26 protein-coding genes and 1 tRNA gene are annotated in these 23,123 nt (G+C 66.3%); 12 read left to right on the forward strand and 15 right to left on the reverse strand.

Going from position 1 to position 23,123, the window contains the following annotated elements; genetic code table 11:
- Nucleotides 1-11 precede the first annotated feature (11 nt).
- Together E5A73_RS16365 and E5A73_RS16370 are read left to right on the forward strand one after the other, a co-directional pair.
- Entirely contained in the window at nt 12-1,559 is a 1,548-nt protein-coding gene (locus tag E5A73_RS16365) for a DUF6519 domain-containing protein (RefSeq protein ID WP_135964909.1), read from the forward strand.
- A 147-nt stretch (nt 1,560-1,706) separates the two neighbouring features.
- Entirely contained in the window at nt 1,707-2,045 is a 339-nt protein-coding gene (locus tag E5A73_RS16370) for a hypothetical protein (RefSeq protein ID WP_135964910.1), read from the forward strand.
- Between the two features lie 31 nt (nt 2,046-2,076).
- Here E5A73_RS16370 and E5A73_RS16375 read toward each other — a convergent pair.
- A tRNA-Arg gene (locus E5A73_RS16375) sits at nt 2,077-2,153 on the reverse strand.
- A gap of 58 nt (nt 2,154-2,211) precedes the next feature.
- Here E5A73_RS16375 and E5A73_RS16380 point away from each other — a divergent pair.
- The 3 genes from E5A73_RS16380 (at nt 2,212) to E5A73_RS16390 (ending at nt 4,196) form a co-directional block, all read left to right on the forward strand.
- Nucleotides 2,212-2,964, forward strand: a complete 753-nt coding sequence (locus E5A73_RS16380) for a queuosine precursor transporter (protein ID WP_135964911.1) — start codon at nt 2,212-2,214, stop codon at nt 2,962-2,964.
- Nucleotides 2,964-3,293 carry a hypothetical protein gene (locus E5A73_RS16385; RefSeq protein ID WP_135964912.1) on the forward strand — a complete coding sequence of 110 codons (330 nt, stop codon included), beginning with the start codon at nt 2,964-2,966 and terminating at the stop codon, nt 3,291-3,293. The genes E5A73_RS16380 and E5A73_RS16385 overlap by 1 nt, the downstream gene beginning before the upstream one ends.
- A 75-nt stretch (nt 3,294-3,368) precedes the next feature.
- Nucleotides 3,369-4,196, forward strand: coding sequence for an alpha/beta hydrolase (locus E5A73_RS16390; RefSeq protein WP_135964913.1), 828 nt, complete (start codon nt 3,369-3,371; stop codon nt 4,194-4,196).
- A 276-nt stretch (nt 4,197-4,472) separates the two neighbouring features.
- Here E5A73_RS16390 and E5A73_RS16395 read toward each other — a convergent pair whose 3' ends face one another.
- The 6 genes from E5A73_RS16395 to purC form a co-directional block, all read right to left on the reverse strand.
- Entirely contained in the window at nt 4,473-5,072 is a 600-nt protein-coding gene (locus tag E5A73_RS16395; protein ID WP_135964914.1) for a hypothetical protein, read from the reverse strand.
- A 99-nt stretch (nt 5,073-5,171) separates the two neighbouring features.
- Nucleotides 5,172-5,837, reverse strand: coding sequence for a phosphoribosylformylglycinamidine synthase subunit PurQ (purQ, locus tag E5A73_RS16400; protein WP_135964915.1), 666 nt, complete (start codon nt 5,835-5,837; stop codon nt 5,172-5,174).
- On the reverse strand, nt 5,834-6,064 hold the full coding sequence (purS, locus tag E5A73_RS16405) for a phosphoribosylformylglycinamidine synthase subunit PurS (protein ID WP_135964916.1): 231 nt from the start codon (nt 6,062-6,064) through the stop codon (nt 5,834-5,836). Before purS ends, purQ begins: the two co-directional genes overlap by 4 nt.
- A 36-nt stretch (nt 6,065-6,100) precedes the next feature.
- Nucleotides 6,101-7,447, reverse strand: a complete 1,347-nt coding sequence (locus tag E5A73_RS16410) for a porin family protein (RefSeq protein ID WP_135964917.1) — start codon at nt 7,445-7,447, stop codon at nt 6,101-6,103.
- Between the two features lie 23 nt (nt 7,448-7,470).
- Nucleotides 7,471-8,649 (reverse strand): hypothetical protein, encoded by a 1,179-nt coding sequence (locus tag E5A73_RS16415; RefSeq protein WP_135964918.1) that lies wholly within the window; start codon nt 8,647-8,649, stop codon nt 7,471-7,473.
- Nucleotides 8,650-8,754: 105 nt separating this feature from the next.
- Nucleotides 8,755-9,534, reverse strand: a complete 780-nt coding sequence (purC, locus tag E5A73_RS16420) for a phosphoribosylaminoimidazolesuccinocarboxamide synthase (protein ID WP_135964919.1) — start codon at nt 9,532-9,534, stop codon at nt 8,755-8,757.
- 186 nt (nt 9,535-9,720) lie between these two features.
- On the opposite strand from purC, the gene E5A73_RS16425 reads away from it, so the two are divergent.
- On the forward strand, nt 9,721-9,999 hold the full coding sequence (locus E5A73_RS16425) for a DUF3253 domain-containing protein (protein ID WP_135964920.1): 279 nt from the start codon (nt 9,721-9,723) through the stop codon (nt 9,997-9,999).
- A gap of 53 nt (nt 10,000-10,052) precedes the next feature.
- On the opposite strand, the gene E5A73_RS16430 is transcribed toward E5A73_RS16425, so the two are convergent.
- From E5A73_RS16430 to E5A73_RS16435, 3 genes are all read right to left on the reverse strand, one after another.
- Nucleotides 10,053-10,982 carry a DUF4349 domain-containing protein gene (locus E5A73_RS16430; protein WP_168355959.1) on the reverse strand — a complete coding sequence of 310 codons (930 nt, stop codon included), beginning with the start codon at nt 10,980-10,982 and terminating at the stop codon, nt 10,053-10,055.
- 122 nt (nt 10,983-11,104) lie between these two features.
- A complete protein-coding gene (locus E5A73_RS21460; RefSeq protein ID WP_168355960.1) occupies nt 11,105-11,254 on the reverse strand; it encodes a hypothetical protein in 150 nt (49 codons plus the stop codon).
- A gap of 107 nt (nt 11,255-11,361) precedes the next feature.
- Entirely contained in the window at nt 11,362-11,676 is a 315-nt protein-coding gene (locus E5A73_RS16435) for a UrcA family protein (RefSeq protein WP_135964922.1), read from the reverse strand.
- A 115-nt stretch (nt 11,677-11,791) separates the two neighbouring features.
- Here E5A73_RS16435 and E5A73_RS16440 point away from each other — a divergent pair, with 115 nt between their 5' ends.
- From E5A73_RS16440 to E5A73_RS16450, 3 genes are all read left to right on the forward strand, one after another.
- A complete protein-coding gene (locus E5A73_RS16440) occupies nt 11,792-12,718 on the forward strand; it encodes a LysR substrate-binding domain-containing protein (protein ID WP_135964923.1) in 927 nt (308 codons plus the stop codon).
- 66 nt (nt 12,719-12,784) lie between these two features.
- Nucleotides 12,785-15,025: a DNA topoisomerase IV subunit A gene (gene parC / locus E5A73_RS16445; RefSeq protein ID WP_135964924.1), complete on the forward strand. Its 2,241-nt coding sequence runs from the start codon at nt 12,785-12,787 to the stop codon at nt 15,023-15,025.
- A 332-nt stretch (nt 15,026-15,357) separates the two neighbouring features.
- The gene (locus tag E5A73_RS16450) at nt 15,358-16,971 is read left to right on the forward strand and encodes a putative bifunctional diguanylate cyclase/phosphodiesterase (protein WP_135965026.1); all 1,614 of its coding nucleotides are present in this window, start codon (nt 15,358-15,360) and stop codon (nt 16,969-16,971) included.
- Here E5A73_RS16450 and E5A73_RS16455 read toward each other — a convergent pair.
- Genes E5A73_RS16455 through E5A73_RS16470 form a run of 4 tightly spaced genes read right to left on the reverse strand, consistent with a single transcriptional unit; the run spans nt 16,941 to nt 19,831 of the window.
- Entirely contained in the window at nt 16,941-18,131 is a 1,191-nt protein-coding gene (locus E5A73_RS16455) for a CCA tRNA nucleotidyltransferase (protein WP_135964925.1), read from the reverse strand. The two genes, E5A73_RS16450 and E5A73_RS16455, sit on opposite strands and share 31 nt — an antisense overlap.
- On the reverse strand, nt 18,119-18,715 hold the full coding sequence (locus tag E5A73_RS16460) for a CoA pyrophosphatase (RefSeq protein ID WP_135964926.1): 597 nt from the start codon (nt 18,713-18,715) through the stop codon (nt 18,119-18,121). The genes E5A73_RS16455 and E5A73_RS16460 overlap by 13 nt, the downstream gene beginning before the upstream one ends.
- Entirely contained in the window at nt 18,712-19,278 is a 567-nt protein-coding gene (locus E5A73_RS16465) for a DUF1285 domain-containing protein (RefSeq protein WP_135964927.1), read from the reverse strand. The genes E5A73_RS16460 and E5A73_RS16465 overlap by 4 nt, the downstream gene beginning before the upstream one ends.
- 31 nt (nt 19,279-19,309) lie before the next feature.
- Nucleotides 19,310-19,831 carry a GNAT family N-acetyltransferase gene (locus tag E5A73_RS16470; protein ID WP_135964928.1) on the reverse strand — a complete coding sequence of 174 codons (522 nt, stop codon included), beginning with the start codon at nt 19,829-19,831 and terminating at the stop codon, nt 19,310-19,312.
- Nucleotides 19,832-19,982: 151 nt separating this feature from the next.
- Between E5A73_RS16470 and E5A73_RS16475 the strand changes: the two genes are divergently transcribed.
- A complete protein-coding gene (locus E5A73_RS16475; RefSeq protein ID WP_135964929.1) occupies nt 19,983-20,354 on the forward strand; it encodes a dihydroneopterin aldolase in 372 nt (123 codons plus the stop codon).
- Between the two features lie 136 nt (nt 20,355-20,490).
- Here E5A73_RS16475 and E5A73_RS16480 read toward each other — a convergent pair whose 3' ends face one another.
- Entirely contained in the window at nt 20,491-21,222 is a 732-nt protein-coding gene (locus E5A73_RS16480; RefSeq protein ID WP_135964930.1) for a hypothetical protein, read from the reverse strand.
- A 326-nt stretch (nt 21,223-21,548) separates the two neighbouring features.
- Between E5A73_RS16480 and E5A73_RS16485 the strand changes: the two genes are divergently transcribed.
- Together E5A73_RS16485 and E5A73_RS16490 are read left to right on the forward strand one after the other, a co-directional pair.
- Complete coding sequence (locus E5A73_RS16485; protein ID WP_135964931.1) at nt 21,549-22,223, forward strand: TonB family protein; 675 nt, start codon at nt 21,549-21,551, stop codon at nt 22,221-22,223.
- A 60-nt stretch (nt 22,224-22,283) separates the two neighbouring features.
- Nucleotides 22,284-23,087: a MotA/TolQ/ExbB proton channel family protein gene (locus tag E5A73_RS16490; RefSeq protein ID WP_135964932.1), complete on the forward strand. Its 804-nt coding sequence runs from the start codon at nt 22,284-22,286 to the stop codon at nt 23,085-23,087.
- Nucleotides 23,088-23,123: the final 36 nt, after the last annotated feature.

Consider the following 23,123-nt stretch of genomic DNA (forward strand, 5'->3'; position numbering starts at 1 on the left):
AAGGGACTGACATGAAGGGCGATTTCTCGCGCGTCAGCTTCAATCCGAGCCACGGTTTCACGCGCGTCAACTGGCAACAGGGCCGGATGCAGCTGGATGCCGATGCCAACGAGCAGCAGGCGATCAACCTGCACCTCATCCGCACCCTCGCGGCGGACCTGATCGGGCCGCATGGCGGGCTACCGGGCAGCTTCGCGATCGAGGCCGATCCCAAGGCGTATCGCGGTTTCCGCATCCGGCCCGGACGCTATTATGTCGATGGCTGGCCCGCGCAGAACATGTCCATTGTCGGCTATCGCGCGTCCAGCGACCTCTCGCCGCAGCCCTGGTACCCAGAACCGCCCGAGATCGAAGCGGGCCAGGACTATCTCGTCTATCTCGAACTATGGGAGCGTCACCTCTCCGCCGCCGAGTTCGATCGCGCACGTCACGCGCACGAGGCCGATGCAATGCGCGAGGTCGCACTCGACGGGCCCGATACCGGCTCGCGCGCGCAGATCGTCTGGCAGGTCAAGACCCGCGCGCTCGACAGCTTTGCGCCGCCGCCGCAGGGTACCGACGATCCGTGGCCCAATTGGCGCGACCAGATCGAACCCGAGATGCGCGGCACGCTGAAGGCGAGGGCGGCGGAGGCGCCCGCAGCGGGCGGTCCACCTTGCGAAGTGTCGCCGCGCGCGCGCTTCCGCGGCGACAGCGACCAGCTCTATCGCGTCGAGATCCGCCGCGGCGGCTATGCTTCGGCCAAGGAAGGCGGCGCCACGTTCGTCTGGTCGCGCGAGAACGGCGCGGTGACGTTCCCCGTCGACAAGATCGCCGGCCCCAAGGTTCAGCTCGCCGACGGCTGGCGTGACGCGCGCTTCGCAATCGCCCCGGGCGACATCGTCGAAGTCGCCGGGCCGGCCGAAGCCCTGCAGGAGACCGGCGCCAGGCTGCTGCGCGTCGTCGACTACGATCCCGATACCGCCACGGTGACGCTCGAAGCGACCCCAGAGGTCGATACCGACGATCCGCGCAAGCCGGTGCTGCTCCGCCGCTGGGACCATGGCGAGCTGCGCGGGCTGGCGCAGGATCGCGTCAAGCTGGCCGACGACAATGCGCTGCAGCTCGTCGAAGGCCGCTGGCTGGCGCTTGAGGAAGGCATCCAGGTGATGTTCGGCGAGGGCATCGGGCGTGCGAACGGGCCAGCGCGAATCGTCGCCAGGGATGAAGCCGCCCGCGCGGTCGCCGCTACCGATGCCGCGCGGGGCAAGGAAGCAGCCGGGGCCGCGGGCGAGAAGGGGGGCATCGAACTGGGGACCAGACACGCGCCGGCCGAGGGTAATTTCATCGAAAGGGGCGAGGGCAATCTCTACCGGCAGGGCGATTACTGGCAGATCCCGTCGCGCACGGCGGTGTCCGACGTGCTGGGGCCGCGCGACGCCTCGGGCAACCCGCTCCCCCGCCCGCCGCACGGAGTCGCGCGCCATTATGCCCCGCTCGCGCTGATCCGCGTTGCCGGCGACGGTTCGGTGTCGATCGAGAGAGACCTGCGCCGCGAGTTCAATCCGCTCACCGGCTGATCGGGGAGGCAGGCTGGCATCGGACGGGCGCGGGCCATCGCCTTGTCCACCGCCGTGCGTCGCGAGGCGGATGCCCGGATGAAGGCCGCCTGAGTGGGACGATCGAGACATGCGGACCCGGTTGCAATCTCGCACGTTACTGGTTCGATGCCGCATGAGAGCAATATCGTCCGTCCCGAAGGGCCGGAAGCCCCGCACGCCTTCGACATCATTCCATTGAAGCCGCGCAATGGGACACTCGATGCGCGGTGCCCGGTCTGCCAGGGTTATGGCGAGTGGAACGTCGAGATCGACCTGATCAGCTTCCGTTGCAAACGGGCAATCTGCGAGCGCTGTCACGGCGCAGGCTGGGTGGAGACCGGCGCCGACCCGCTCGTCCTGCCCGATATCGAGCTTTCGGACGGGCGCCCGAAATGGGTCGTTCGCTACGTCCCTCGGCAGGATGTGGCTGAGGGCGAAGATGGCGATGGTCTCGTCGCGCCTTGAGCTGACCTTGCCCATATCTGGTCGAAGAAGCTGGCGCGCCCGGCTGGATTCGAACCAGCGACCACAGGCTTAGAAGGCATGTGCTCTATCCAGCTGAGCTACGGGCGCGCGCGGAGTTCCCCTAGCGCGGATTGCGCCGCGGCGGAACCGGCATCATAAACGCGCGATGACCGAGGGCGAAGACAGGCCGGCGCACGTCGCCGCGCGCGACGTGAGCGGCGGGCAGTTCCGCTATTTCGACTTCGTCATGGTGGCGTTCGTCGTCGTGCTGCTGCTCTCGAACATCATCGGAGCCAGCAAGCGATCGGTGATCGATTTGCCGTTCGTCGGGCTGTGGCCGTTCGGGGCCGGCATCCTGTTCTTTCCGATCAGCTATGTGATCGGCGACGTGCTCACCGAAGTCTATGGCTATGCCCGGGCGCGGCGGGTGATCTGGGCGGGCTTCGTCGCCATGCTGTTCATGATCCTGATGTGCATCGTCGTGGTCGCGCTCCCCCCGGACAAGGGCTGGACGGGGCAGGCGGCCTATGAACAGATCTTCGGCTTCGGCAGCATCCCGCGGATCGCCGTCGCTTCGATCATCGCCTTCTGGTGCGGCGAGTTCGTCAATTCCTTCGTGTTGGCGCGAATGAAGATCGCGACACGCGGCCGGCATCTCTGGGCGCGGACGATCGGATCGACGATATTCGGCCAGGCGATCGACAGCCTGATCTTCTACCCGCTCGCCTTTCTGGGGGCGGAGGGCTGGACGACGTCGCAGATGGTCACGGTGCTGTTCACCCAATGGGCGCTCAAGGTGGGCTGGGAAGTGCTGCTCACGCCGGTCACCTATCTCGTCGTCGGCTTCCTCAAGCGCCGCGAAGGCATGGACGTCTATGACGAGGGTACCGACTTCACGCCCTTCGCCACGCGAGTCTGATGAGTCCGCTCCAGTCCGTCAAATTCTGGCTGGTCGGGCATGCCGGCCTCGCCAAGGATGCGCTGCACGTCCATGTCGGGCTGCTGCTGTTCGTCGGCAGCGCACTGATCTTCCGCTGGCCGGTCCGCAGCTGGAAGCCCTGGGCGGTCGCGCTGGCGGGCGCACTTGCCGGCGAGATGTGGGACCTTCGCGACAGCCTGGTCTATCATACGCGCATCGCACTCTGGGCCAATTTCCACGACGTGTGGAACACGATATTGTGGCCGAGCCTGCTCGTGCTGCTGGCGCGGACCACCGCGCTTTTCGGAAAGCACCAGCGCAGTCGGTAAGCGTGCAATCTGCGCACTTGCGCAGCGTTGCAGGATCGCAACAATCTCGGCTGCGAAGCGGGGGAGGAGCGAGTCATGGCTGCCGAGGAAGCGAATTTCACGAGCGCGGGCGGGCTCGAAATCTTCTACCGTGCATGGCAGCCCGCCGATGCGCCGCGCGCGGTGGTGGTGATCTGTCACGGCGTCAATTCGCATGGCGGGCAATATCTCTGGGCAGCGGAACAGCTGGTGGCGCGCGGCTATGCGGTGTTCGCGCTCGACCTGCGCGGGCGGGGGCGCTCCGAGGGCGAGCGTTTCTATGTCGAGGACATCGCCGATTATGTCGCCGATGTCGCCGGGACGATCGGAATCGCCAAGACGCGCTATCCGGGGATCAAGCTGTTTCTGCTCGGGCACAGCGCGGGCGGGGTGACTTCTGCAAGCTATGTACTTGATAATCAACGTGAAATAGACGGATTTATCTGCGAGAGCTTCGCCTTTCAGGTGCCGGCGCCAGGTTTTGCGCTCGCCGCGATCAAGGGGCTGAGCCACATCGCGCCGCATCTGGGGGTGCTCAAGCTCAAGAATGCGGATTTCTCGCGCGATCCGGATTGGGTCGCGACGCTCGATGCCGACCCGTACATCAAGGACGAGGTCCAGCCGGCGGCGACGGTGGCGGCATTGGTCCGCGCCGACGAGCGGTTGCGCGCGGAATTCCCGACGATCACGCTGCCGGTCTTGATCCTGCACGGCACCGCCGACAAGGCGACGGTGTGCGAGGGCAGCGTGTTCTTCCACGAAACCGCGGGATCGGCCGACAAGACGCTCAAGCTGTACCAGGATCACTATCACGACCTGCTCGCCGATCTCGGCAAGGAGGAAGTGATGGGCGACATCACGGCGTGGCTGGCGGCGCGGCTCTAGAGTCGCAGGGATTCCGCGTGCCCGGCGGGGAATGTCCAATGCGGGTTCATCGCGTTTGCGACGCCGGCGAATCGCGGAGGTTTGCCCGGGGAACGCGGAACATTTGCACGCCGAAGTTGACGCTGGTGGACTCCGCGTGTTCTGGGTTTTGAGGGCATTCGTCCAGATTGCGGACGCGCGGGGACTGGCGGCGCGGGTGGCGGTGCGCTTCATCAGATAGGACGATGTCAAAGAGCGGCCGTCGGGGCTGGCCGCCCCAGGCAAACAGATGAAATCCTACATTGCAAGCGGGGAGGACCGGCTTTGGGTGGATTGCAGAAGGGCAGCTTCTAAGCGGCTGATCTTGAAAACGGTCGATCCCAAACGCCCTTTAGGACACGCTGCGTTGAACGCCTCCGGCTTGATCCTGGCAAGTGTTCGATTGAAGGTTGCAGCGTACGTTGAGGCTGCTTCGCCGCAGAGCCGCTGAAGCTTCATCGTGCGTGGTGGGCCGGAATAGGCGTCCGCCAACTCCCGGAAGTGCTGATCCTCGTTCTTGCTTATGAACTCCGGTGAGCATCCTTGAACAGCCGGCACGGTTCGATAGACCACAACGCCGTTTGAAATGCCGCTGTAGAAGCGCGGGCTGGGCAGTCGGGCAGCAGCGACGGCGTCTTTGCGCCCATCCCGCTTAGCGAAACCAGCGACGCAAGCGCGTGCTCTTCGAAGGTCGGCGAGGATCTTTCTTTTGGCTCCGGGAGGTTGCAGCTTGAACCAAGCAGCTTCCTCAGGTGCAATCAGGCTTATCCACGTTGTTGGCTGCTCTCGAGCGCTGATCGCGCAGGCAGAGCCGGCCGACATAATGGCAAATGAGATCATCACGACACGGTTCATCATGCCATACTCAGCGTCAGCTTTCGAGCTTGCTCCTGTTACGCTCGAACGTCCAGCTTTGAGGCGAAAGCTGTCCATCAAGCCCGGCCGCAGACCGAACCCTCAGGCGACGGCTTCGAGCAGTCCCTCGAACAGCCGGCGGCCATCGGTGCCGCCGTGCGCGGGTTCGATGCGGCGTTCGGGGTGCGGCATCATGCCGAGGACGTTGCCGGCGGGGTTGAGCAGCCCGGCGATGGCGCGCGCCGAGCCGTTGACGTCCTCGGCATAACGGAAAGCGACGCGGCCTTCGCCTTCGAGGCGATCGAGCGTCTCGGCGTCGGCGAAGTAATTGCCGTCGTGATGCGCGACGGGGACGGTGATCGTCTCGCCGCCGTCATAGCCGCTGGTGAAGATCGACTGGCCGTTGTCCACGGTCAGCGCGACGTCGCGGCAGACGAAGTTGAGCCCCGAATTGCGCATCAGCGCGCCGGGCAGCAGCCCTGCCTCGGTGAGGATCTGGAAGCCGTTGCAGATGCCGATCACCGGCAGCCCGCGCTCGGCCGCCTCGACCACCGCGCGGACGATCGGCGAACGCGCCGAGATCGCGCCGCAACGCAGATAATCGCCGTAGGAGAAGCCGCCGGGGAGGGCGACGAGGCCGATGCCCGCAGGCAGGGCGCTCTCGCCGTGCCACACCATTTCAGGGGCAGTGCCGGTCACGTCCTCGAGCGCGGTCGCGATGTCGCGATCGCAATTGGAGCCGGGGAAGACGATGACCGCGGTCTTCATGCGCGCTCGACTCGATAGTTCTCGATGACGGTGTTGGCGAGCAGCTTGCGGCACATCTCGTCGATCGCGGCGTCGCTGGTATCGTCGGCGACTTCGAGCTCGAAGAGCTTGCCGGCGCGGACGTCGTGGACGCCATCGAAGCCGAGGCCGGACAATGCGTGCTGGATCGCCTTGCCTTGCGGATCGAGCACGCCGTTCTTGAGCGTCACGATGATGCGGAGTTTCATGGCCGCGCCTATGGCCCGGCGGCGCGCGTCCCGCAATCAGAAATAGCGGGCAAGCGCCACACGGAAGCGCACCCGATCGGTGCTGTAGAAGGCGACGTTGGAATCGGTGCGCGCATAGGTCAGCGCGAGTTCGGGGGAGAAGCCGAACACGCGGATGCCGCGATTGCCGAGCGTGGCGCGCGCGCTCAGCCGCCAGTCGCGACGCGGTTCGCTGGAGAAGAATTGCATCGGTGCGTCGTAGAGCGCGCGCGACGCGGTACCGCTCAGGCTGAAATTGATGCCATGGGGGAGTTCGCCGCCGACGGCGAGGCTGCCGCCGATTTCCTTGCTCGAATACGCCGCCTCGGTCAGCCAGTCGCGCCGCCCGAAAATGCCGGCCGATCCGATCAGGCTGCGCGACAATGCGTGTTCCCAATTGGCGTAGAGGCCGGTCTGCCAGCCGTCATAGGCGGGGTTGAACAGCGCGTTGGTGCGCCGCGCGTCGAGCTGGACGCCGACGCGATCCGACCTGCCGACGACGGCCTGCGCACCGGCCTTGACGCCGCCCTGGCGGCTGGCGAGGCGGCCGCCATACCAGCGCTGCGCGCCCACCGCCTCGATCGAGACGCTCGTGGTCTGCGACAATCGGAGTTCGGGGCCGGCGGCGAACTGGACGAGATAATCGTCATAGTCGGCGCCGGCATAGTTGGTGCCGCTGCTGTCGAAATCGACGAGCATCGAGACGTGCGAGGCAATGGGGAGCCGCACCCCCGTCGAGATCGTCGCGGTCTGGCCAGTGCCCGAACGCGCCTTGGCATCGGCGCCCAGCATCAGCGGCAGCGAATAGCCGCCGAGATTGACCGTGACTTGATCGGCACCGGTGGCGTTGTTGATGTTGCTGTCCGGCGCGATGCCGAAATCCACGTCGAGCCGCCACGCGCGCTTCTGGCGAATCACTGCGCGCACCCCGCGGATCGCCTTGGCGAGCTCGGGCGGAAGCTCGCGGTCCTGCCCGGCGAGGCGGAACTGCTTGTCGGCGCTCTGCGGCTTGCCCATCGCCATCATCGCCTTGGCGAGCTCGAGCCGCACGCGGGTCTGGTTGGGATCGTCGGCGAGGATCGCTTTATACTGGTCCGCAGCTGCACGAAAATCGCCTTTCTCCGCGGCGATGAAGCCTGAGAGGAACCGCGTCTGCAGGCTATAGCCGGGGGCGAGCTTGAGCGCCTCGATCAGCGGGCGTGCCTCGTCGAAGCGGCGCAGCGCGACGAGCTTTTCCGCGCCGGCCAAGAGCTGTGGCGGAGTCAGCTGGACTTCGCAGACCCCGTCGACGCAACGCTGCGTCTGGGCGTGCGCCGCCGATCCCGCTCCGGCGAGGAGCAGGGTGGCAAACAAAGCGAGGCGCATCGAGCCGCTCCGGTGGCGTGGGATTATTTGGCGCCGCTGAAGGCGCCGAGAATGTCGACTCGCTGGTCCGGGATGCCGCCGACGATGCGGAAATTGCCGCCCGCGTTGACGGCGTTGGGACCGAAGAACGCGCCGTCGATCGAACTCGCACCTGCGGTGCTTCCGCCGGCGGCGGCGCTGGCAAAGTCGATGCCGACAAAGCTCGATCCCATCGTGAAGCCGACGCTGTTCGGCGTCTTGCTGTTCAGCGTGAAGGCGCCGGCGAACCCGCCGCTGCGGATCAGGTCGACCTGCGCGGTGCCGTTCGCGATGAAGCCCGAGCCGGCGGCAATCGGCGATGCCACCGCTGCGCCGAGGACATAGGATTCGCCGACCGTTCCCGTCAGCAGAAGGTCGGCCTTGCCCGTGGCGAAATTGACCTTCAGCGTGCTGCCGCCGGTGATCCACTGCAGTGCCGAGCGGCCACCGCCGGTGGGGTCCGCGACCATCGAGGCGAGGAAATCGCCGTTATAGGTGCCCTCGCCCGAAACCGGGACCTGGGCGTTCGCCGTCTTCTGGCCGAATACGAACGCGCCGCGCTCGCCGTCGAAGGTCGTGGTGGTAACCGTCGGATCCGGGGCGGTGCCGGTGGTAGTGACGTTTTCGGAGACGCGGGAGAAGCCGGCGAGCGACACGAAGGTCGTTTTGGCGCCCGGGCGCTGATAGAAGAATACCGGCAGCGCGTCGTTGTCGAGCACCTGCAGATAGTTGAAGGTCGCGAGATTGGGGATCTGGTACTGCGCAAATTGCGCGCCGGAGAATTGGGTGCGGTGTGCCGGGTCCTGATAATTGTAGCTCCGCGCGACATCGGCGGCGGCGTCGGTGATCTTGACCGTGAAGATGCCGTCGCGTGGATTATAGGTGATCGAGCCGTTCGGGGCATTCACCGTGGCGGCATTGCCCGAATAGAGCGACCGCACGGTGCCGGACGGGGTGCCGGTTACCGGGACGGTGCGCTCGGTCACCGTGTTGAGCGCCTGAAACGAACCGACCACGTCGTACGTCACGGTGCTGGTGACGTCGAGCAGGTTGGCTTGAGTCGGCGTCGGTGTGCCACCGATCGGCGGCGGATTGCTGCCCACGGTCTGCGGGCCCGTATCGCCGCCGCAGGCCGCGAGCGTGAACGCGCCCGAAAGCGCTAATAGGGTACGGAACGAACGCATGGGAAATCCCCCTGACCGGAACTGGTCGCAGGATTAGCGCTGCCATGGTTAAGAAGCTGTTTAGGCACGGCGGGAAAATCGGCGCGTCGCGCGCGCCGATTCCGATTATTTGCCGCGGCGCTTGCGGTGGCTTTCCAGGTCGAGGACCGCGGAATCGGCGCCCTCGGGGAACAGCCCGAGCCGGCGGGCAACTTCCTGATATGCCTCGACTTCGCCACCGAGATCGCGGCGGAAGCGATCCTTGTCGAGTTTTTCGTTGGTCACCATGTCCCACAGCCGGCAGCCGTCGGGGCTGATCTCGTCCGCGAGGATGATCCGGGCATAGTCATTGTCCCAGATTCGGCCGAATTCGAGCTTGAAGTCGACCAGCCGGATGCCGATCCCGGCGAACAGCCCGGACAGGAAATCGTTCACTCGGATCGCCATGTCGGCCATGTCGTGCAGTTCTTCCTGCGCGGCCCAGCCAAAGGCGAGGATGTGCTCGTCGGTGACCATCGGATCGCCGAGCGCATCGTCCTTGAAATAATATTCGACGATCGTGCGGGGGAGGGGGGTGCCTTCCTCGATGCCGAGGCGCTTGGCGAGGCTGCCGGCGACGACGTTGCGCACCACCACTTCGATCGGGACGATCTCGACCTGACGGATCAATTGCTCGCGCATGTTGAGGCGGCGGATGAAGTGGGTCGGGATGCCGATCCCGCCGAGCAGGGTGAAGATGTGCTCCGAAATCCGGTTGTTGAGCACGCCCTTGCCGCTGATCGTGCCCTTTTTCTGCGCGTTGAACGCAGTCGCATCGTCCTTGAAATACTGGATCAGCGTGCCCGGCTCGGGACCCTCATAGAGGATCTTGGCCTTGCCTTCGTAGATCTGCCGGCGGCGTGCCATGTCGGCCTGTACCCCTGAAAAGCGTCGCCCCGGCGGCGCGGGAAGGACCGCACGGCAGCCGGGGCTGGTGGAAGCCCGGCGCTATACTGGATGCGGTGTGGCGGCGCAATCACGCTTGCGTGAGCACGGTGAGGTGCAGCCAGCGCGCGTGGCCGCGCGTTCTGGCGGAAGGAGGGAGACGAGATCGTGACGGCTAGAGATGCGCGCAGCGCGACGCTTGCATTGCTCGCTGCCCGCGCGGCCGAAGCGACCGTCTGCCCGAGCGAGGTGGCGCGGGCACTGGCGGGTCACGGCTGGCGCGAGGCGATGCCCGAGGTTCATGCCGCTGTCGACGGCCTGCTGGCGGAGGGGATTGTGCGCCTCAGCTGGAAAGGGGCGCCGCTGGTGACGAGGGCTGGGCCGTATCGCATTGGTCGTGCGCCGGGCCCTCTCCCGCTTGCGGGAGAGGGAAGAGAGGGACCGTAGGTCCGGCTTCGCTGTGCTCGCCACCCTCTCCCGCAAGCGGGAGAGGGCCTTTTTCAGCCCTGCTGGACCACGGTGCGCCGCTTGCGAAGCACGCGCAGTGCCAGCACGGGCAGCGCCAGGAGCACGAACCACGGCAGCAGGTAGATCGCCAGCGACAGCAGGACGCGCAGGCCGACCTGGAACACTGCGCCCGAATCCTGCGCCGCTTCGCCGAGATAAGTGCCGAGTGTCTGCGACGACGCCGAGGGCGCGATCGCGGCATAGCGGATCTCGAATTCGGACATTGCGACGCGACCCTTGAGCTCGCCGAGCCAGCCGCGTGCCTGATCGAGCTCTTCCTGCGCCTGGGTGACGCTGCGTTCGGCCTCGAGCAGGTCCGATACGCTTCCGTTGCGCTTGCGCAGAAGTTCGGTGAGCCGAGCGACGAGCAGTTCGCGCTGGCGGATGCGCGCTTCGGTGTCGACGATCTGCTTCGAGACTTCGTCGGTGGCCACTTTGGCATTTTCGGGGCGGCCGCCGACTTCGCTCACTTCATGATCGAGCAACACCTGGAAGCGGCGGGCATCGGCAGTGGCGACGCGGAGCTTGAGCTCGGCATTGTTCGCCTGTTCCTCGCCCACTCCGCGCTCCAGCGCGAGCAATTGGCAGCGCGCGGGTCCCATTTCCTCGCACAGGTCGCGATGCGCGTCCTGCGCGGCGGCGATCTTGTCGCCGGGGAGCAGGTAGGAGAGGGCATAAGCGTAAGTGAGCTTGGGCAGCGAGACCGGGAGCTTCGGCGGCGTTTCGGGGGCGCGCGGACTGGAGATGGCGCCTTCTCTCCCGGCGGGTGCCGCCGGATCGGCCATAGCCTCCGTCGGAACTTCGGTGACCACCGCGCTGGGCTCCCCGCCTTTCCCCGAATTGCCCGTTTCGCTGGTGGAGCAGGCAGCGAGCGTTGCGACGGCGGCTAGTGCGACGAGATGCTTGGGGGCGATGACACGCATGGACATATCTCCTGCAATGAGGATGATATGTCATCACATGGCCTGATAGCCGTCAAGCCACAATTTCGCCTTATTTAAGGCGAAATTGTGTCTATGAGCTTTTTTTGTTACTTATCGGGCTGTTAGCCACAGACGCGTTCCCAAGGCGCGTCATATTCTATCGCGATCAACTGCTCGAACACCTCCGACAGGGACTCGAACAGGCGCGCGAGACCCGTGCTCACATCGCTATGATGTTCGGCCCAGGCGGTGCTTTCATAGTCATGCGACATAATGGTCTCTCCATCAGTGGAGCTTGTGAAAAAGGCGAGCGGCCATCGGCCGCTCGCAGTCGCCGCCAAGCGAGTTTATCGGGAGCTGGCGGGGTTTTCGGAAGCGGTCAGCGGCCAGTGCTGGACAATTGGGCCGGTGCGGCCGCCTGCGCCACGGCGCGGCTGCGCTGGGGTGCGACGCGGGCGAGGGTTTCGGCGCGGCAACGCTGCCCGGCCAAGGAGCGCGTGGCTTCGCCGATCTGCTTGGTCGGGCACACCTTCTCCACTGCGCGGGCCAGCCTGCGGTCGAGTTCGGCGCGATCGGCGGGGCGCGACAGGTTGAGATCGGCAATGCGCACATGGCGAGTCGCGGGAGCTTCGGCGGGCACCGCCTGGGGGACGGAAGCGGCGAGAAGCGCGAGGAAAGTCAGCGAGTTCAGCATGGCTCAATTCCTTATATCGTGCCATCTGCGGCAGCCCCGCTCATCTGCGCCTCCCGCCGCTGCGGCGCCAACAAATCGTTGGACATGCGTAATAAGCACAACTTATATATGCGGGATGCGCCAGATCCCGCCGCTCGCCGCCGTCCGCGTGTTCGAAGCCGCCGCGCGCCACGGCAATTTCACGCGTGCCGCCGAAGAGCTCGGCATGACGCAGGCGGCGGTCAGCTATCAGATCAAATTGCTCGAGGAGCGGCTCGGCGGGGCGTTGTTCGCGCGCAACGGCCGCGCCGTGATGCTCAGCGATCTCGGCCGGCGGATCGCGCCGCAGATCACCGGCGCGTTCGATACGCTGGGCGAGGCGTTCGCATCGGTGCGTGTCGAGTCCGAGAGCGTGATCACGATCGCGGCGCCGCGGACCCTGGCGACCAACTGGCTGGCGGCTCGGCTAGGCTCGTTCCAGCTGCTGCGTCCCGAACTGGCGGTGCGCCTGCTCGTCAGCGACGAGATGGTCGACCTCCAGGCGGGCGACGCCGATATCGCGCTTCGCGGAGCAGGAGGTCCGATGCCGGGGCTGTGCGCGCATTTCCTGATGCGGATGCCGGTCACGCCGCTGGCGAACCCGGCGTTCCTCGCGAAGCATCCGCCCGTCGAAACCCCCGCGGACCTGCTGCGGGTGCCGCGCATCTCACCCGAGGACGATTGGTGGGATTTGTGGTTCTGCTGCGCGCTGGGGGATGAAGTCGATCGCGGCCAGGCCTCGGGCATCCGCTTCGATTCGCAGGTGCTCGACGGCAATGCCGCGATCGCCGGGCACGGCGTGGCGATCCTCAGCCCGCCAATGTGGCAGTCGGCGATCGATGCGGGGCTGCTCGTCCGGCTGCTTCCGCATTATGCGCACTACCGCAACAGCTTCTGGCTGATGTATCCCGAGACCAAGCGCAACCTGCCCAAGATCCGGTTTTTCCGCGACTGGCTGCTCGCCGAGGTCGCCGCCGCGGCGCGCGACGATCCGTTCGAGGCGTTCGTCGCGCCCGCGGCGTGACCGGGAGGAACGCCTTGTGAACACGTGCTTGGCGTCGCGGGGTTTCGCCTGCTACCCCTTGCCGCGATGACTCTCGATACCGACTCCGTCGATCCCACCGGCCCCGTTGACGTCCCCTTCGACAGTGCGCTGTCGGAGCGGTACCTCGTCTATGCGCTGTCGACGATCACCGCGCGTTCGCTGCCCGATGTCCGCGACGGCCTCAAGCCGGTGCACCGTCGGCTGCTCTGGGCGATGCGGCTGCTCAAGCTCGACCCGGCGAGCGGCTATAAGAAATGCGCGCGCGTCGTCGGCGACGTGATCGGCAAATACCATCCGCATGGCGACCAGTCGGTCTATGACGCGATGGTCCGCCTCGCCCAGACCTTCGCGCTCCGCTACCCGCTCGTCGACGGGCAGGGCAATTTCGGCAATATCGACGGCGATAACGCCGCGGCCTATCGCTACACCGAGGCGCGGCTCACCCAGGTCGCGATGGACCTGATGGGCGGGCTCGACGAGAATGCCGTCGATTTCCGCGCGACCTATAATGGCGAGGAAGAGGAGCCCGAGCTCTTCCCCGGGCTGTTCCCCAACCTGCTTGCCAATGGCGCCGCGGGCATCGCGGTGGGCATGGCGACGTCGATCCCGCCGCACAATGCCGCCGAACTGATGAACGCCGCAGTGGCGCTGATCGACAATCCCGACGCGAACGTGCTCGACTATGTCAACGGCCCCGATTTCCCGACCGGCGGCGTCGTCGTCGACAGCCCTGCCGCAATCGCCGAGAGCTATGCGACCGGGCGCGGCAGCTTCCGGGTACGCGCCAAGATCGAGCGGGTGAGCGAGAAAGGCGGGGGCTGGCACCTCGTCGTCACCGAGATTCCGTACGGCGTCCAGAAGGGCAAGTTGATCGAAGGCATTGCCGAGCTGATCAACGACAAGAAGCTGCCGATCCTGGGCGACGTGCGCGACGAATCGGCGGAGGATATCCGCATCGTGCTCGAGCCGCGCAGCCGGACGGTGAGTTCGGAGGATCTGATCCACAGCCTGTACCGCCTATCGGACCTCGAAGTCCGCGTGCCGCTCAACCTCAACGTGCTCGACAAGAACCGCACCCCGCGGGTGATGAGCTTGAGCGAGGCGATCGCGGCTTGGGTCGAGCATCAGTTCGTCGTGCTGCGCCGGCGCTCGGAGCACCGGCTCAGCAAGATCGCCGACCGGCTCGAACTGGTCGGCGGCTACATCATCGCCTTTCTCAATCTCGACCGGGTGATCGAGATCATCCGCGGCGAGGACGAGCCCAAGCCGGTGATGATCGCCGAATTCGGGCTGACCGACCGCCAGGCAGAGGCGATCCTAAACATGCGGCTGCGCAGCTTGCGCCGGCTCGAGGAAATGGAGCTCAAGCGCGAGCAGGAGAAGCTGCTCAAGGAGAAGGGCGAGCTGGAAACCTTGCTGTCGTCCGACGCGCGCCAGCGGACGCGGATGAAGCGTGATCTCGGCAAGATGATCGAGCGCTACGGGCTGGAGACTCCATTGGGTGCGCGGCGCACGCGGATCGAGGAAGCCGGCGCCGCGCGGGAGATCCCGCTGGAGGCGATGATCGAGCGCGAGCCGATCACCGTGATCCTGTCGCAGCGCGGCTGGATCCGGGCGATGCGCGGGCATGTCGACCTGGCGTCCGCGGAGACGCTCAAGTTCAAGGAAGGCGACGGGCCACACTTCGCCTTTCACGCGCAGACCACCGACAAATTGCTGCTCGCGGCCGACAATGGCCGGTTCTACACGCTGGGCGGCGACAAGCTTCCCGGCGGGCGCGGCTTCGGCGAGCCGGTGCGGCTGATGGTCGACTTGGACGGCGAACGCCAGATCATCGCATTGCTGCCGGCCAGCGCGGCGAGCAAATTGCTGGTCGCGGCGAGCGATGGGCGCGGTTTCGTGGTCAATGCTGCCGACGTCATCGCCGAGACGCGCAAGGGCAAACAAGTGGTGACGCCGCGCGCCGGCGCCCAGCTCAAGCTGGTTCGGCCGATCCCGGCGGAGGACGATGCGGTCGCGGTGATCGGCGACAATCGCAAGATGCTGGTCTTTCCGCTCAGCGAAGTCGCCGAGATGGCGCGCGGGCAGGGCGTCCAGCTCCAGCGCTATCGCGACGGCGGGCTATCGGACGTGCGGACGTTCAAGATGGCCGAGGGGCTGAGTTGGGCGATGGGCGGCGACACCGGGCGGACGCGCAGCGAGCCCGACCTCTCGCCGTGGCGCGCGGCGCGCGGCGCAGCGGGGCGGATGCCGCCGACCGGCTTCCCGCGGGACAATCGGTTTTAGGGAGTTCGAGATTCAGCCTGACGCTGTTCCCCTGCGAAAGCAGGGGCCCAAGGTTACCAGCGTTGCGCTCTGGGCTCTTGGCCCATGCTTTCGCAGGGGAACTGGCTTCCTCAACTCGATGGAATTGCTCTCCTAAAGCAGGAGGAGAGGAACCCAGAGGCTGAATTCAGACCGCGCCCAGAGTTCCCCGTTGCTTCAGCGGGGTTTAACCATTTACGGCTAACCCGGACGCAATGGCATTCGGGAAGCTCAGGTCCAGCTCGGCCGCGGTTGCGGAACTCGCGCCGCGAGGCGGGGGGATCTGCGCGCCCGATCCGATCGAGACCGGGCTGATGCTCGACCTGCTGCCGGTGCCCGCGGTTTCGGTCTCGCTCGAAGGCGGCAAGTTCCATTTCCTCGCTCTCAACCGGGCGTTCCGCATCGCCGGGCTCGGCACGAATGCCGCCGAATCGCCGCTGGTCCGGCTGCTCGGCAGCCAGCTTCGCCGCTTCATCGAATCGGACGAGACGCACCATGACATTGCCTGGCAGTTCGGCGAGGAAGTCGATTGCCGCTATTTCCGCGTTTCGTTCGCGCGCCGCGAATCGCAGATCGGCTCCGGCCGCTGTCTGGTCACCCTGGTCGACCAGACTTCGGAGTTGCGCACCGAGCACAGCCTGCGCCGCGAGATGGCGACCGACAGCCTCACCGGCCTCCCCAATCGCGCCGGGTTCAGCGACCAGCTCGAGAACCTCAGCGCCGACAATGCCGAGGGCTTTGCGGTTCTGGTGGTCAATCTGGACCGGTTCAGCCGAGTCAATGCGTGCATGGGCGGGCTTGCCGGTGACGAATTGTTGATTTCGGTCGCGCGGCGGCTCAAGGGCGCGTTGCGTGGGCGCGACATCCTCGCGCGGATGGGCGGCGACGAATTCGGCGTGCTGCTGACGCTCGACGACGGGCCGGGCGACGCGCTGCACGTCGCCAAGCGGATCCAGGCGGCGCTCGCCACGCCGTTCCGCCTTTCGGACTTCGAGATACGAGTCGATTGCTCGATCGGCATCGCCCTGGGCGCCGACAATCACGGCGAGCCCGAAGACCTGATTCGCCACGCGCAATTCGCAGTGAAGCGGGCCAAGACCAGCGGGCGTACCGAACTCTACCATCTGCGCGCCTTCGACATTGCCCGCGAGCAGTTCAGCGTCGAGACCGAGCTGCGCCGCGCGATCGAGAATGGCGACATGACGCTGAGCTATCAGCCGATCTGGGACCTCGGTTCGGGGCGGATCGTCTCGTTCGAGGCGCTGGCGCGCTGGACCAACGAGGAGGGCGTCGCGCTCTCGCCCAACGACTTCATCCCGGTCGCCGAGGAATCGGGGCTCATCGTCCCGCTCGGCCGCTGGGCGATGGAGCAAGCGGCGCTGACGCTGGCGACGTGGGACCGCAGGGTCGGCGGCGATTGCGGAGTCAAGGTCGCGGTCAATCTGTCGGCGATCCAGCTCCAGCGCGATCGGATCCCCGAAATGGTTCAGGCCGCGCTCGAGCAGGCCGGGATTGCCGGCTCGCGGCTGACGCTCGAACTCACCGAGAGCGCCATCGTCAGCGATCCCGACCGGATCAGCCGGACGATGATGGCCCTGAAGGACCTCGGCGCGACGCTGGCGATGGACGATTTCGGCACCGGCTATTCGAACCTCGCTTATCTTCAGAAACTGCCGATCGACTTGCTCAAGATCGACCGCAGCTTCATCTCGGGGATGCTCGCCGATCGCGACAAGATCGCGATCGTGCGCGCGGTGCTCAGCCTCGCCCAGGCGCTCGGCATGCAGACCACCGCCGAGGGAATCGAGACCAACGAACTCGCCCAGACGCTGGCGGCACTCGGCTGCACCTATGGGCAAGGCTATCTTTATGCCCAGCCGCTGGTCGAGACCGACGCCTATGCTTTGCTGGCGGCGCGCAACAGCTGAGCGACGGCTTCGTCGGCGAGCGCGGCGACGCGCGCCTCGTCGGGAAACCCTTCCGCAATCCAGCGATCCTCCACCGCGCGCAACGCACGCGCGACATCGGGGCCTTTGGCGAGACCGCGCTCGACCAGCGCACCGCCGGTGAGCGGCAGCCGCGGGAGCTGCCAATCGCGGATCGCGATCGCTTCTTCGACGGGGCGTTCGGAGAGGAGCAATTGGTCGACGGCACCCTCGACACCCAGCCGATAGGCGAGCGGCTGTGGCGCCTGATCGAGAGGCGTCACCGCAGTGACGAGGCGCTTGCGCTCGGCGTTGGAGAGCTTGAGACGCGCGCCGAGCTGGTCGGCCGTCGCCGGGTCCTGCGGGAGCAACGCGGCGAGCCGGCGAATCGGGTGCGGCGCTACGCCTGCCGCCAGTTCTCGCCCGGCGACACGCGCAAGTAGCGCCACCGAATCGATCTCCGGCAGTACCGGCTCGAATATGCCGCGGCTGAGCATCAGCTCGGCTACGCGCACCGCATCCTTGGCCACCAGCAGCTTGAGCAGTTCGTCGCGGATGCGTTCGCGTGACAGCGCCATCAGGTCTTTCGCGCGCGCGGTGCAGGCGTCGAGCCCCGCCGGATCGGCGCGGTCGCCGAAGCGCGCGAGGAAGCGGAAGAAGCGCAGGATGCGGAGGTGATCCTCGGCGATGCGTTGGAGCGGGTCGCCGATGAAGCGGACGTGGCGGGCGTCGAGGTCGGCCAGCCCGCCGAAATAATCGAAGATCTCGTCGGTCAGCGGGTCGGCATAGAGCGCGTTCATCGTGAAGTCGCGGCGGGCGGCGTCTTCGCGCCAGTCGTCGGTGAAGGCGACGGTGGCGCGGCGGCCGTCGGTCGAGACGTCGCGGCGCAAGGTGGTGACTTCGACGGGGCCGCTCGGCAGCACTGCGGTGATCGTGCCATGCTCGATGCCGGTGGGGGCCGCCTTGATGTCCGCGGCGCAGAGCAACTCGACCACGCGTTCGGGCGGAAGGGGAGTCGCGAGGTCGACGTCGGAGACCGGGATCCCCAGCAGCGTGTCGCGCACCGAGCCCCCGACGAATCGTGCGTTGCCGAGTGTCTCGATCAGCCGATCGAGGCCCTTGCGGTGGCGCCACTCGGCTGGCGGCAGGATCAGGCGGTCCACCCCAGCCTCCGCGAAAGATTGACGATCATCGCCGCGGTTGCGCCCCATATCCGGCGTTCGCCCCAGAGGATCTCGTAATAGCGCCGCTCCTTGCCTTGATAGTGCGCAGTGGCTTCGACATGGTTCGCGGTGTCGAACAGGAAGGCGAGCGGGACTTCGAACACCGCCGCTACTTCGGCTTCGGCGGGAACCAATGTCAGATCGGGCGGGACGACGCCGAGCACGGGCGTGACTTCATAGCCGGTGACGGTGCGGTAAAGATCGGCGGTGCCGACCACTTCGACCAAATGGGAGGGCAAAGCGATTTCCTCCTCCGCCTCGCGCAGCGCAGCGCCGATCGGGCCGGCGTCTTCGGCGTCGATCCGCCCGCCGGGGAAGGCGACCTGACCCGGGTGCCGGCGCAGCGACTCGGTGCGTAGCGTGAGGATCACCCCCGGCTCGGGGCGATCGGTGACTGCGATCAGCACCGCGGCAGGGTTGCCGGCGATCGCAGGGTCGAAGTCGAAATGATCGCCGGCGAGCAGGATCGGTGCGTGCGGATGCGCGGAATCGAGCGCGATCCGCAGCCGATCGGCGAGGTTCATGCCTGCGGCTCGAGCGCGAAGAAGGCGCCGTTGCTCCACACGCCTGGCGGAGTGCTGCCGTTAGCGAGCGCGATCTCGGCGAGCTCGTAATAGACCGGGCGGGCGATCAATGCCTCGAGCCCGCGGCGGACGTGGAGATAGGGCCGCGGGCCATCTTCGCGTGTCTCGAAGCGGAGGCCGTGCTCCGGCCCGGCGGTGAGCAAGTCGCCGGTGTTGAGCCGGAAAGCGAGCTTCATCGATTCGCCCTGACCCTCGGCCTTCATCTCGACTGCGGTGAACGGCGCGTCCTCTACTTCTATGTCGAGCTTCTCCACAGGGGTGACGAGCACGAAGCGGCCGTCGGGCTCGCGGCGCAGGATCGTCGAGAACAGCCGCACCATGGCGGCGCGGCCGATCGGCGCGCTTTGGTGATGCCAGGTCCCGTCGCGGGCGATGCGCATCTCGCTGTCGCCGCAATGCTCAGGGTTCCAGCTCTCGACCGGGGGCAGCCGGCTCTCCTCGGCGAGACGTGCGATTTCGGCGAGCGACAGACTGGCGAGATCGGGGGGCAAGGGCGTGGGCATCAGGACTCGTTAGGCGTGCGCGCGCGCACCCTCAAGCCGCCTGCCGCACGCGCGGGCCGAGCATGCCTGCGCAATCGGGCACCTTGTCGCCGCGCGCGAGCAGGCGGCGCGGCTCGAACGGGCCGGGCAGCCGCCACGCGCCGGTGCGATCGTCGGTAAAGCCGAAGAAGCGGCTATAATATTCGGGATCGCCTACCAGCATCAGCGAGTCGCAGCCGGCAGAGGCGCAGCCGGGGACTGCATCGAGCATCCGCTCCATCAGCGCGCGGCCGATTCCGCCTTGCTGGTGCGCGGGATCGACCGCCACCGGGCCGACCATCACCAGCGGTATCGCGGTGCCGTCGTCGCAGGCGAGCTCGACCGGCCAGCACTGGATCGTGCCGAGCAACCGCTGGTCGGCATCGACCGCGGCGAAGCTCAGCTCGGGGACGGGCAGGGCGCCGCCGCGGACGCGATACGCGGTGCGCGTGCGTCGGTCCGGACCGAAGGCGCGGTCGAGCAGCGCCTCCACGGTTTCGGGGTCGACAGCAGTCAGCGGCACCAATGCGATCACGTGCGTTCCTTGCAAATCCTCCGGCGAAGCGCCGGGGCGCGCGCTTTAGCGCCGATGCGCGCCCACGCAAGGCTTAATGGGGACGCGACCGCGTACTTCCCAGCCCGGCGGCTTCTGCTAAGGGAGCCGGGATTTGACGAAAGGCGATTAGTTGCGCGATTTGCTCCAGCTCCAGGTGCACGACCTCGAAGTCGAAGTGCTGACCGGGATCTATTCCGAAGAGACGCACCTGCCCCAGCCGCTGCGGATCTCGGTGACCGCCGATATCGACATGCCCGAGCACTTTGCGCCGGACACCCCGCTGAGCGCGTCCAAGAGCTATATCGACCTCAAGCATGCCGCCACCGCGGGGCTGCCCAGGGACGTGCACTTCACCTTGATCGAAGCGGTGGCGGAGCATGTCTGCGAGACCGTGCTCGTTTCGGACGAGCGCGTGCAGCGAGTCGAAGTGCGGATCGTCAAGCTCGCGATCGCCGAACAGGGCGAATCGATCGGGATCACGATGGTGCGCCACCGGCGATAGGCTGCAGCTATAGGCCCACACCACCGTTCGGCCTGAGCTTGTCGAAGGCAAGGTTTCGCGCTTTACGCGCTCGTGGCTAGCCGCCCTTCGACGAGCTCAGGGCGAACGGTAGTGGGCTAACCTGCGAAAAATCGCCTCAGGCGCACGGCCCCAATGCGCGCAGCACTAGCGCATAATCCGCGCGTGCGGTCGCCACATTGGCCGGGTCGGCCGATTCGAGGTTTTCGGCCGGCAGCGTCCGCGGCAGCCCACAGGCGAGGCGATACCAGAGCAAAGTGTTCTGCCGGGGCGGCCCTGCCGATTCGTCGACAATGTCCCCCAATGACACGGCCCAGCGCGGCTGTTCGCCGGGGCGGCGCAGGATCTGGAGCGAAACCGGCGCGCCGTTCGCGGTCTGCAGGAAGATCTGCGTCTCGCCCTCGCCGGGCAGCGAGCCGGGGACGTGAAACGCATTGGCCACGCCGGTGATCGCAGGCGGCGCGTCGGTGGCGACGACTTCGCGGACGATGCCGCGAACCAGCGCGTCGAGCTCGGGGGTCCAGGGGCGCTGGCTGTCGAGGCCGGTCAGCTGCACCTGATCGGAGCGGGCGGGGACCGCGCGCGCGAACAAGAGCACGCGCTGTTTCTTGAGCTTGGGTTCGCGTCCACGATCGGTCAGCGGCAGATCGGCGACGTAGCCGATTCTCGTCGAAACCGCATTCGCGCCGCGAATCAGGGCGGTAACATCGGCCTCGATATAGAATCGGATGCGTCCGGCGGGGACATTCGCCGCTTCGGCGCCCTTGATTTTGACGGCGCTGCGAATACGCGCGTCGACGATCAGCGGGGCGCCAAGAACTTGTCCCGCTACAGTGGCATAGCCGGGCAATACAGCAGCCGGAGAAGCTTGGTTTTGCGTGGTTTGCGGAGAGGATTGCGCAGGTGTCGTTAACGAGAGTGCGCAACAAAAAGCCATTTGGGATACGCGGATCATGCGCTTCCGTTACCGGATCCTCGACTTCTTATACAGAAATAATTCCGTCACGGGACGTCGGTAGGCACGGTTTGTCCGACAAAGCGTTTGCGTACCCCGAGAGCCCACGATACAGACTCGCGCTCTGCCGCACCGACGCAAGCAAGCGAACGGCGGACGAGCTTGTGCGCGGAGCATTCCAGCGCTCAGGGTCGCCAAGATTAGAGGAGTGACGTTGCCGAATGGCTTACGCTGACCGGAATGTAAGTGGCAGCCGGTTCGTTGCGATTATTATAGTCGCAATCATCGTGGCTGGCATGGGTTATGCCTTCGTCACGGGCTTGGCATACCAATATATCAAAAAGAAGGCGGAGGAGCTGAAGACCTTCGAGGTCGAAGAGCCGCCGCCCCCGCCCGAGGAGGTTCCACCGCCGCCGCCGCCGCCTGACAGCCCCGTACCGCCGCCGCCGACACAGATCGTGACGCCGCCGGCTCAGGTGCAGGTCCAGGTGCCGTCGCCGCCGATGCAGACCACCTCGATCATCCCACCCCCGCCGCCGATCACGCCGCCGGCGCCCCCGGCACCGCCGGCGCCGCCTGCACCTGTCGCAGCGGTGATCAGCAAGGCTGCGGCTGCAAAGGGCAACCCTGCTTCGTGGGTCACGCAGGACGATTATCCGCCTGCAGCCCTGCGTGCCGAGCAAGAAGGCTCGGTAGGCATCGGGTTCAACGTGAACGCGCAAGGCCGCATCGAGAATTGCTCGGTCACCTCGTCTTCGGGCGTGTCGAGTCTCGATGATGCCACGTGCCGGCTCGTCGTCCGCCGCGGGCGGTATTCGCCGGCGCTGGATGCCGCGGGTAATGCCATTGCGGGTGGGCGAAAGTCGCTCCGGTTCCGCTGGCAGATCCAGAAGTAAGGCGATCAAGGTGGCCGCAAGGTCAAGCTCACAGCAATTCTTGTAAGGGAATAACCGACAATGCTCATTTCCATCCTCGCCGCGGCGGCGCCCAAGGGCGAAAACCCGTACGGCCTGACGCAGGCGCTCAAGGAAGGCGGCCTGATCTCGCAGACGGTGTTCGCCATCCTGGTGCTGATGCTCTTCGTCTCGCTCTACATCTTGTTCACCAAGCTGTTCGAGCAGCAGAAGATCATCAACCAGTATAAGCGCGTCCGCGCTGCGTTCTGGAACTCGACCAGCCTGCGCGAAGGCGCTGCGAAGCTCGAGAAGAACTCCGCCTATCGCCAGATCGTCGACGACGGCCTGCAGGCGCAGGAGCAGTATAAGGAGCTCACCGATCCGGTCGAGGCGCATGACTGGCTGCACGGTTCGCTCGCGCGTTCGGAAGCCACGATCAACTCGGCGCTCGGCGGCGGTCTCGCCTTCCTCGCGACGACCGGCGCCACCGCGCCGTTCATCGGGCTGTTCGGTACCGTCATCGGCATCTACCGCGCGCTGATCAAGATCGGGTCACAGGGTCAGGCCTCGATCGACGCCGTCGCCGGCCCGGTCGGTGAAGCGCTGATCATGACCGCGCTCGGTCTGGTCGTCGCGGTTCCCGCCGTGCTCGCGTTCAACTTCCTGCAGCGCCGCAACAAGTCGATCGCCGAAAACCTCAACTCCTTCTCGAACGACGTGCTCGGCTATCTCGCTTCGGACGGTCGCGTTCGTCCGGATATCGCCAAGAAGGCCGGCGCGACCGCGACTGCGACTGCCGGCACCAAGCCGGTCGGCGCGACCACCACTGCCGGCCAGGCCGGTGGCGTGCAGACCCGCGCATAAGCTGACACATCAGGCCGCGCGCTCCGGCGCGCGGCC

The organism is Sphingomonas gei (assembly GCF_004792685.1).
GTDB classification, from domain to species: domain Bacteria; phylum Pseudomonadota; class Alphaproteobacteria; order Sphingomonadales; family Sphingomonadaceae; genus Sphingomonas; species Sphingomonas gei.

What these genes read in the sequence shown, in the direction of transcription:
- E5A73_RS16365 (WP_135964909.1), top strand. Translation starts at nt 12, where the DNA reads ATGAAGGGCGATTTCTCGCGCGTCAGCTTCAATCCGAGCCACGGTTTC.
- E5A73_RS16370 (WP_135964910.1), top strand. Translation starts at nt 1,707, where the DNA reads ATGCCGCATGAGAGCAATATCGTCCGTCCCGAAGGGCCGGAAGCCCCG.
- E5A73_RS16380 (WP_135964911.1), top strand. Translation starts at nt 2,212, where the DNA reads ATGACCGAGGGCGAAGACAGGCCGGCGCACGTCGCCGCGCGCGACGTG.
- E5A73_RS16385 (WP_135964912.1), top strand. Translation starts at nt 2,964, where the DNA reads ATGAGTCCGCTCCAGTCCGTCAAATTCTGGCTGGTCGGGCATGCCGGC.
- E5A73_RS16390 (WP_135964913.1), top strand. Translation starts at nt 3,369, where the DNA reads ATGGCTGCCGAGGAAGCGAATTTCACGAGCGCGGGCGGGCTCGAAATC.
- E5A73_RS16395 (WP_135964914.1), bottom strand. Translation starts at nt 5,072, where the DNA reads ATGATGAACCGTGTCGTGATGATCTCATTTGCCATTATGTCGGCCGGC.
- purQ (WP_135964915.1), bottom strand. Translation starts at nt 5,837, where the DNA reads ATGAAGACCGCGGTCATCGTCTTCCCCGGCTCCAATTGCGATCGCGAC.
- purS (WP_135964916.1), bottom strand. Translation starts at nt 6,064, where the DNA reads ATGAAACTCCGCATCATCGTGACGCTCAAGAACGGCGTGCTCGATCCG.
- E5A73_RS16410 (WP_135964917.1), bottom strand. Translation starts at nt 7,447, where the DNA reads ATGCGCCTCGCTTTGTTTGCCACCCTGCTCCTCGCCGGAGCGGGATCG.
- E5A73_RS16415 (WP_135964918.1), bottom strand. Translation starts at nt 8,649, where the DNA reads ATGCGTTCGTTCCGTACCCTATTAGCGCTTTCGGGCGCGTTCACGCTC.
- purC (WP_135964919.1), bottom strand. Translation starts at nt 9,534, where the DNA reads ATGGCACGCCGCCGGCAGATCTACGAAGGCAAGGCCAAGATCCTCTAT.
- E5A73_RS16430 (WP_168355959.1), bottom strand. Translation starts at nt 10,982, where the DNA reads ATGCGTGTCATCGCCCCCAAGCATCTCGTCGCACTAGCCGCCGTCGCA.
- E5A73_RS21460 (WP_168355960.1), bottom strand. Translation starts at nt 11,254, where the DNA reads ATGTCGCATGACTATGAAAGCACCGCCTGGGCCGAACATCATAGCGAT.
- E5A73_RS16435 (WP_135964922.1), bottom strand. Translation starts at nt 11,676, where the DNA reads ATGCTGAACTCGCTGACTTTCCTCGCGCTTCTCGCCGCTTCCGTCCCC.
- E5A73_RS16440 (WP_135964923.1), top strand. Translation starts at nt 11,792, where the DNA reads ATGCGCCAGATCCCGCCGCTCGCCGCCGTCCGCGTGTTCGAAGCCGCC.
- parC (WP_135964924.1), top strand. Translation starts at nt 12,785, where the DNA reads ATGACTCTCGATACCGACTCCGTCGATCCCACCGGCCCCGTTGACGTC.
- E5A73_RS16450 (WP_135965026.1), top strand. Translation starts at nt 15,358, where the DNA reads ATGCTCGACCTGCTGCCGGTGCCCGCGGTTTCGGTCTCGCTCGAAGGC.
- E5A73_RS16460 (WP_135964926.1), bottom strand. Translation starts at nt 18,715, where the DNA reads ATGAACCTCGCCGATCGGCTGCGGATCGCGCTCGATTCCGCGCATCCG.
- E5A73_RS16465 (WP_135964927.1), bottom strand. Translation starts at nt 19,278, where the DNA reads ATGCCCACGCCCTTGCCCCCCGATCTCGCCAGTCTGTCGCTCGCCGAA.
- E5A73_RS16485 (WP_135964931.1), top strand. Translation starts at nt 21,549, where the DNA reads ATGGCTTACGCTGACCGGAATGTAAGTGGCAGCCGGTTCGTTGCGATT.
- E5A73_RS16490 (WP_135964932.1), top strand. Translation starts at nt 22,284, where the DNA reads ATGCTCATTTCCATCCTCGCCGCGGCGGCGCCCAAGGGCGAAAACCCG.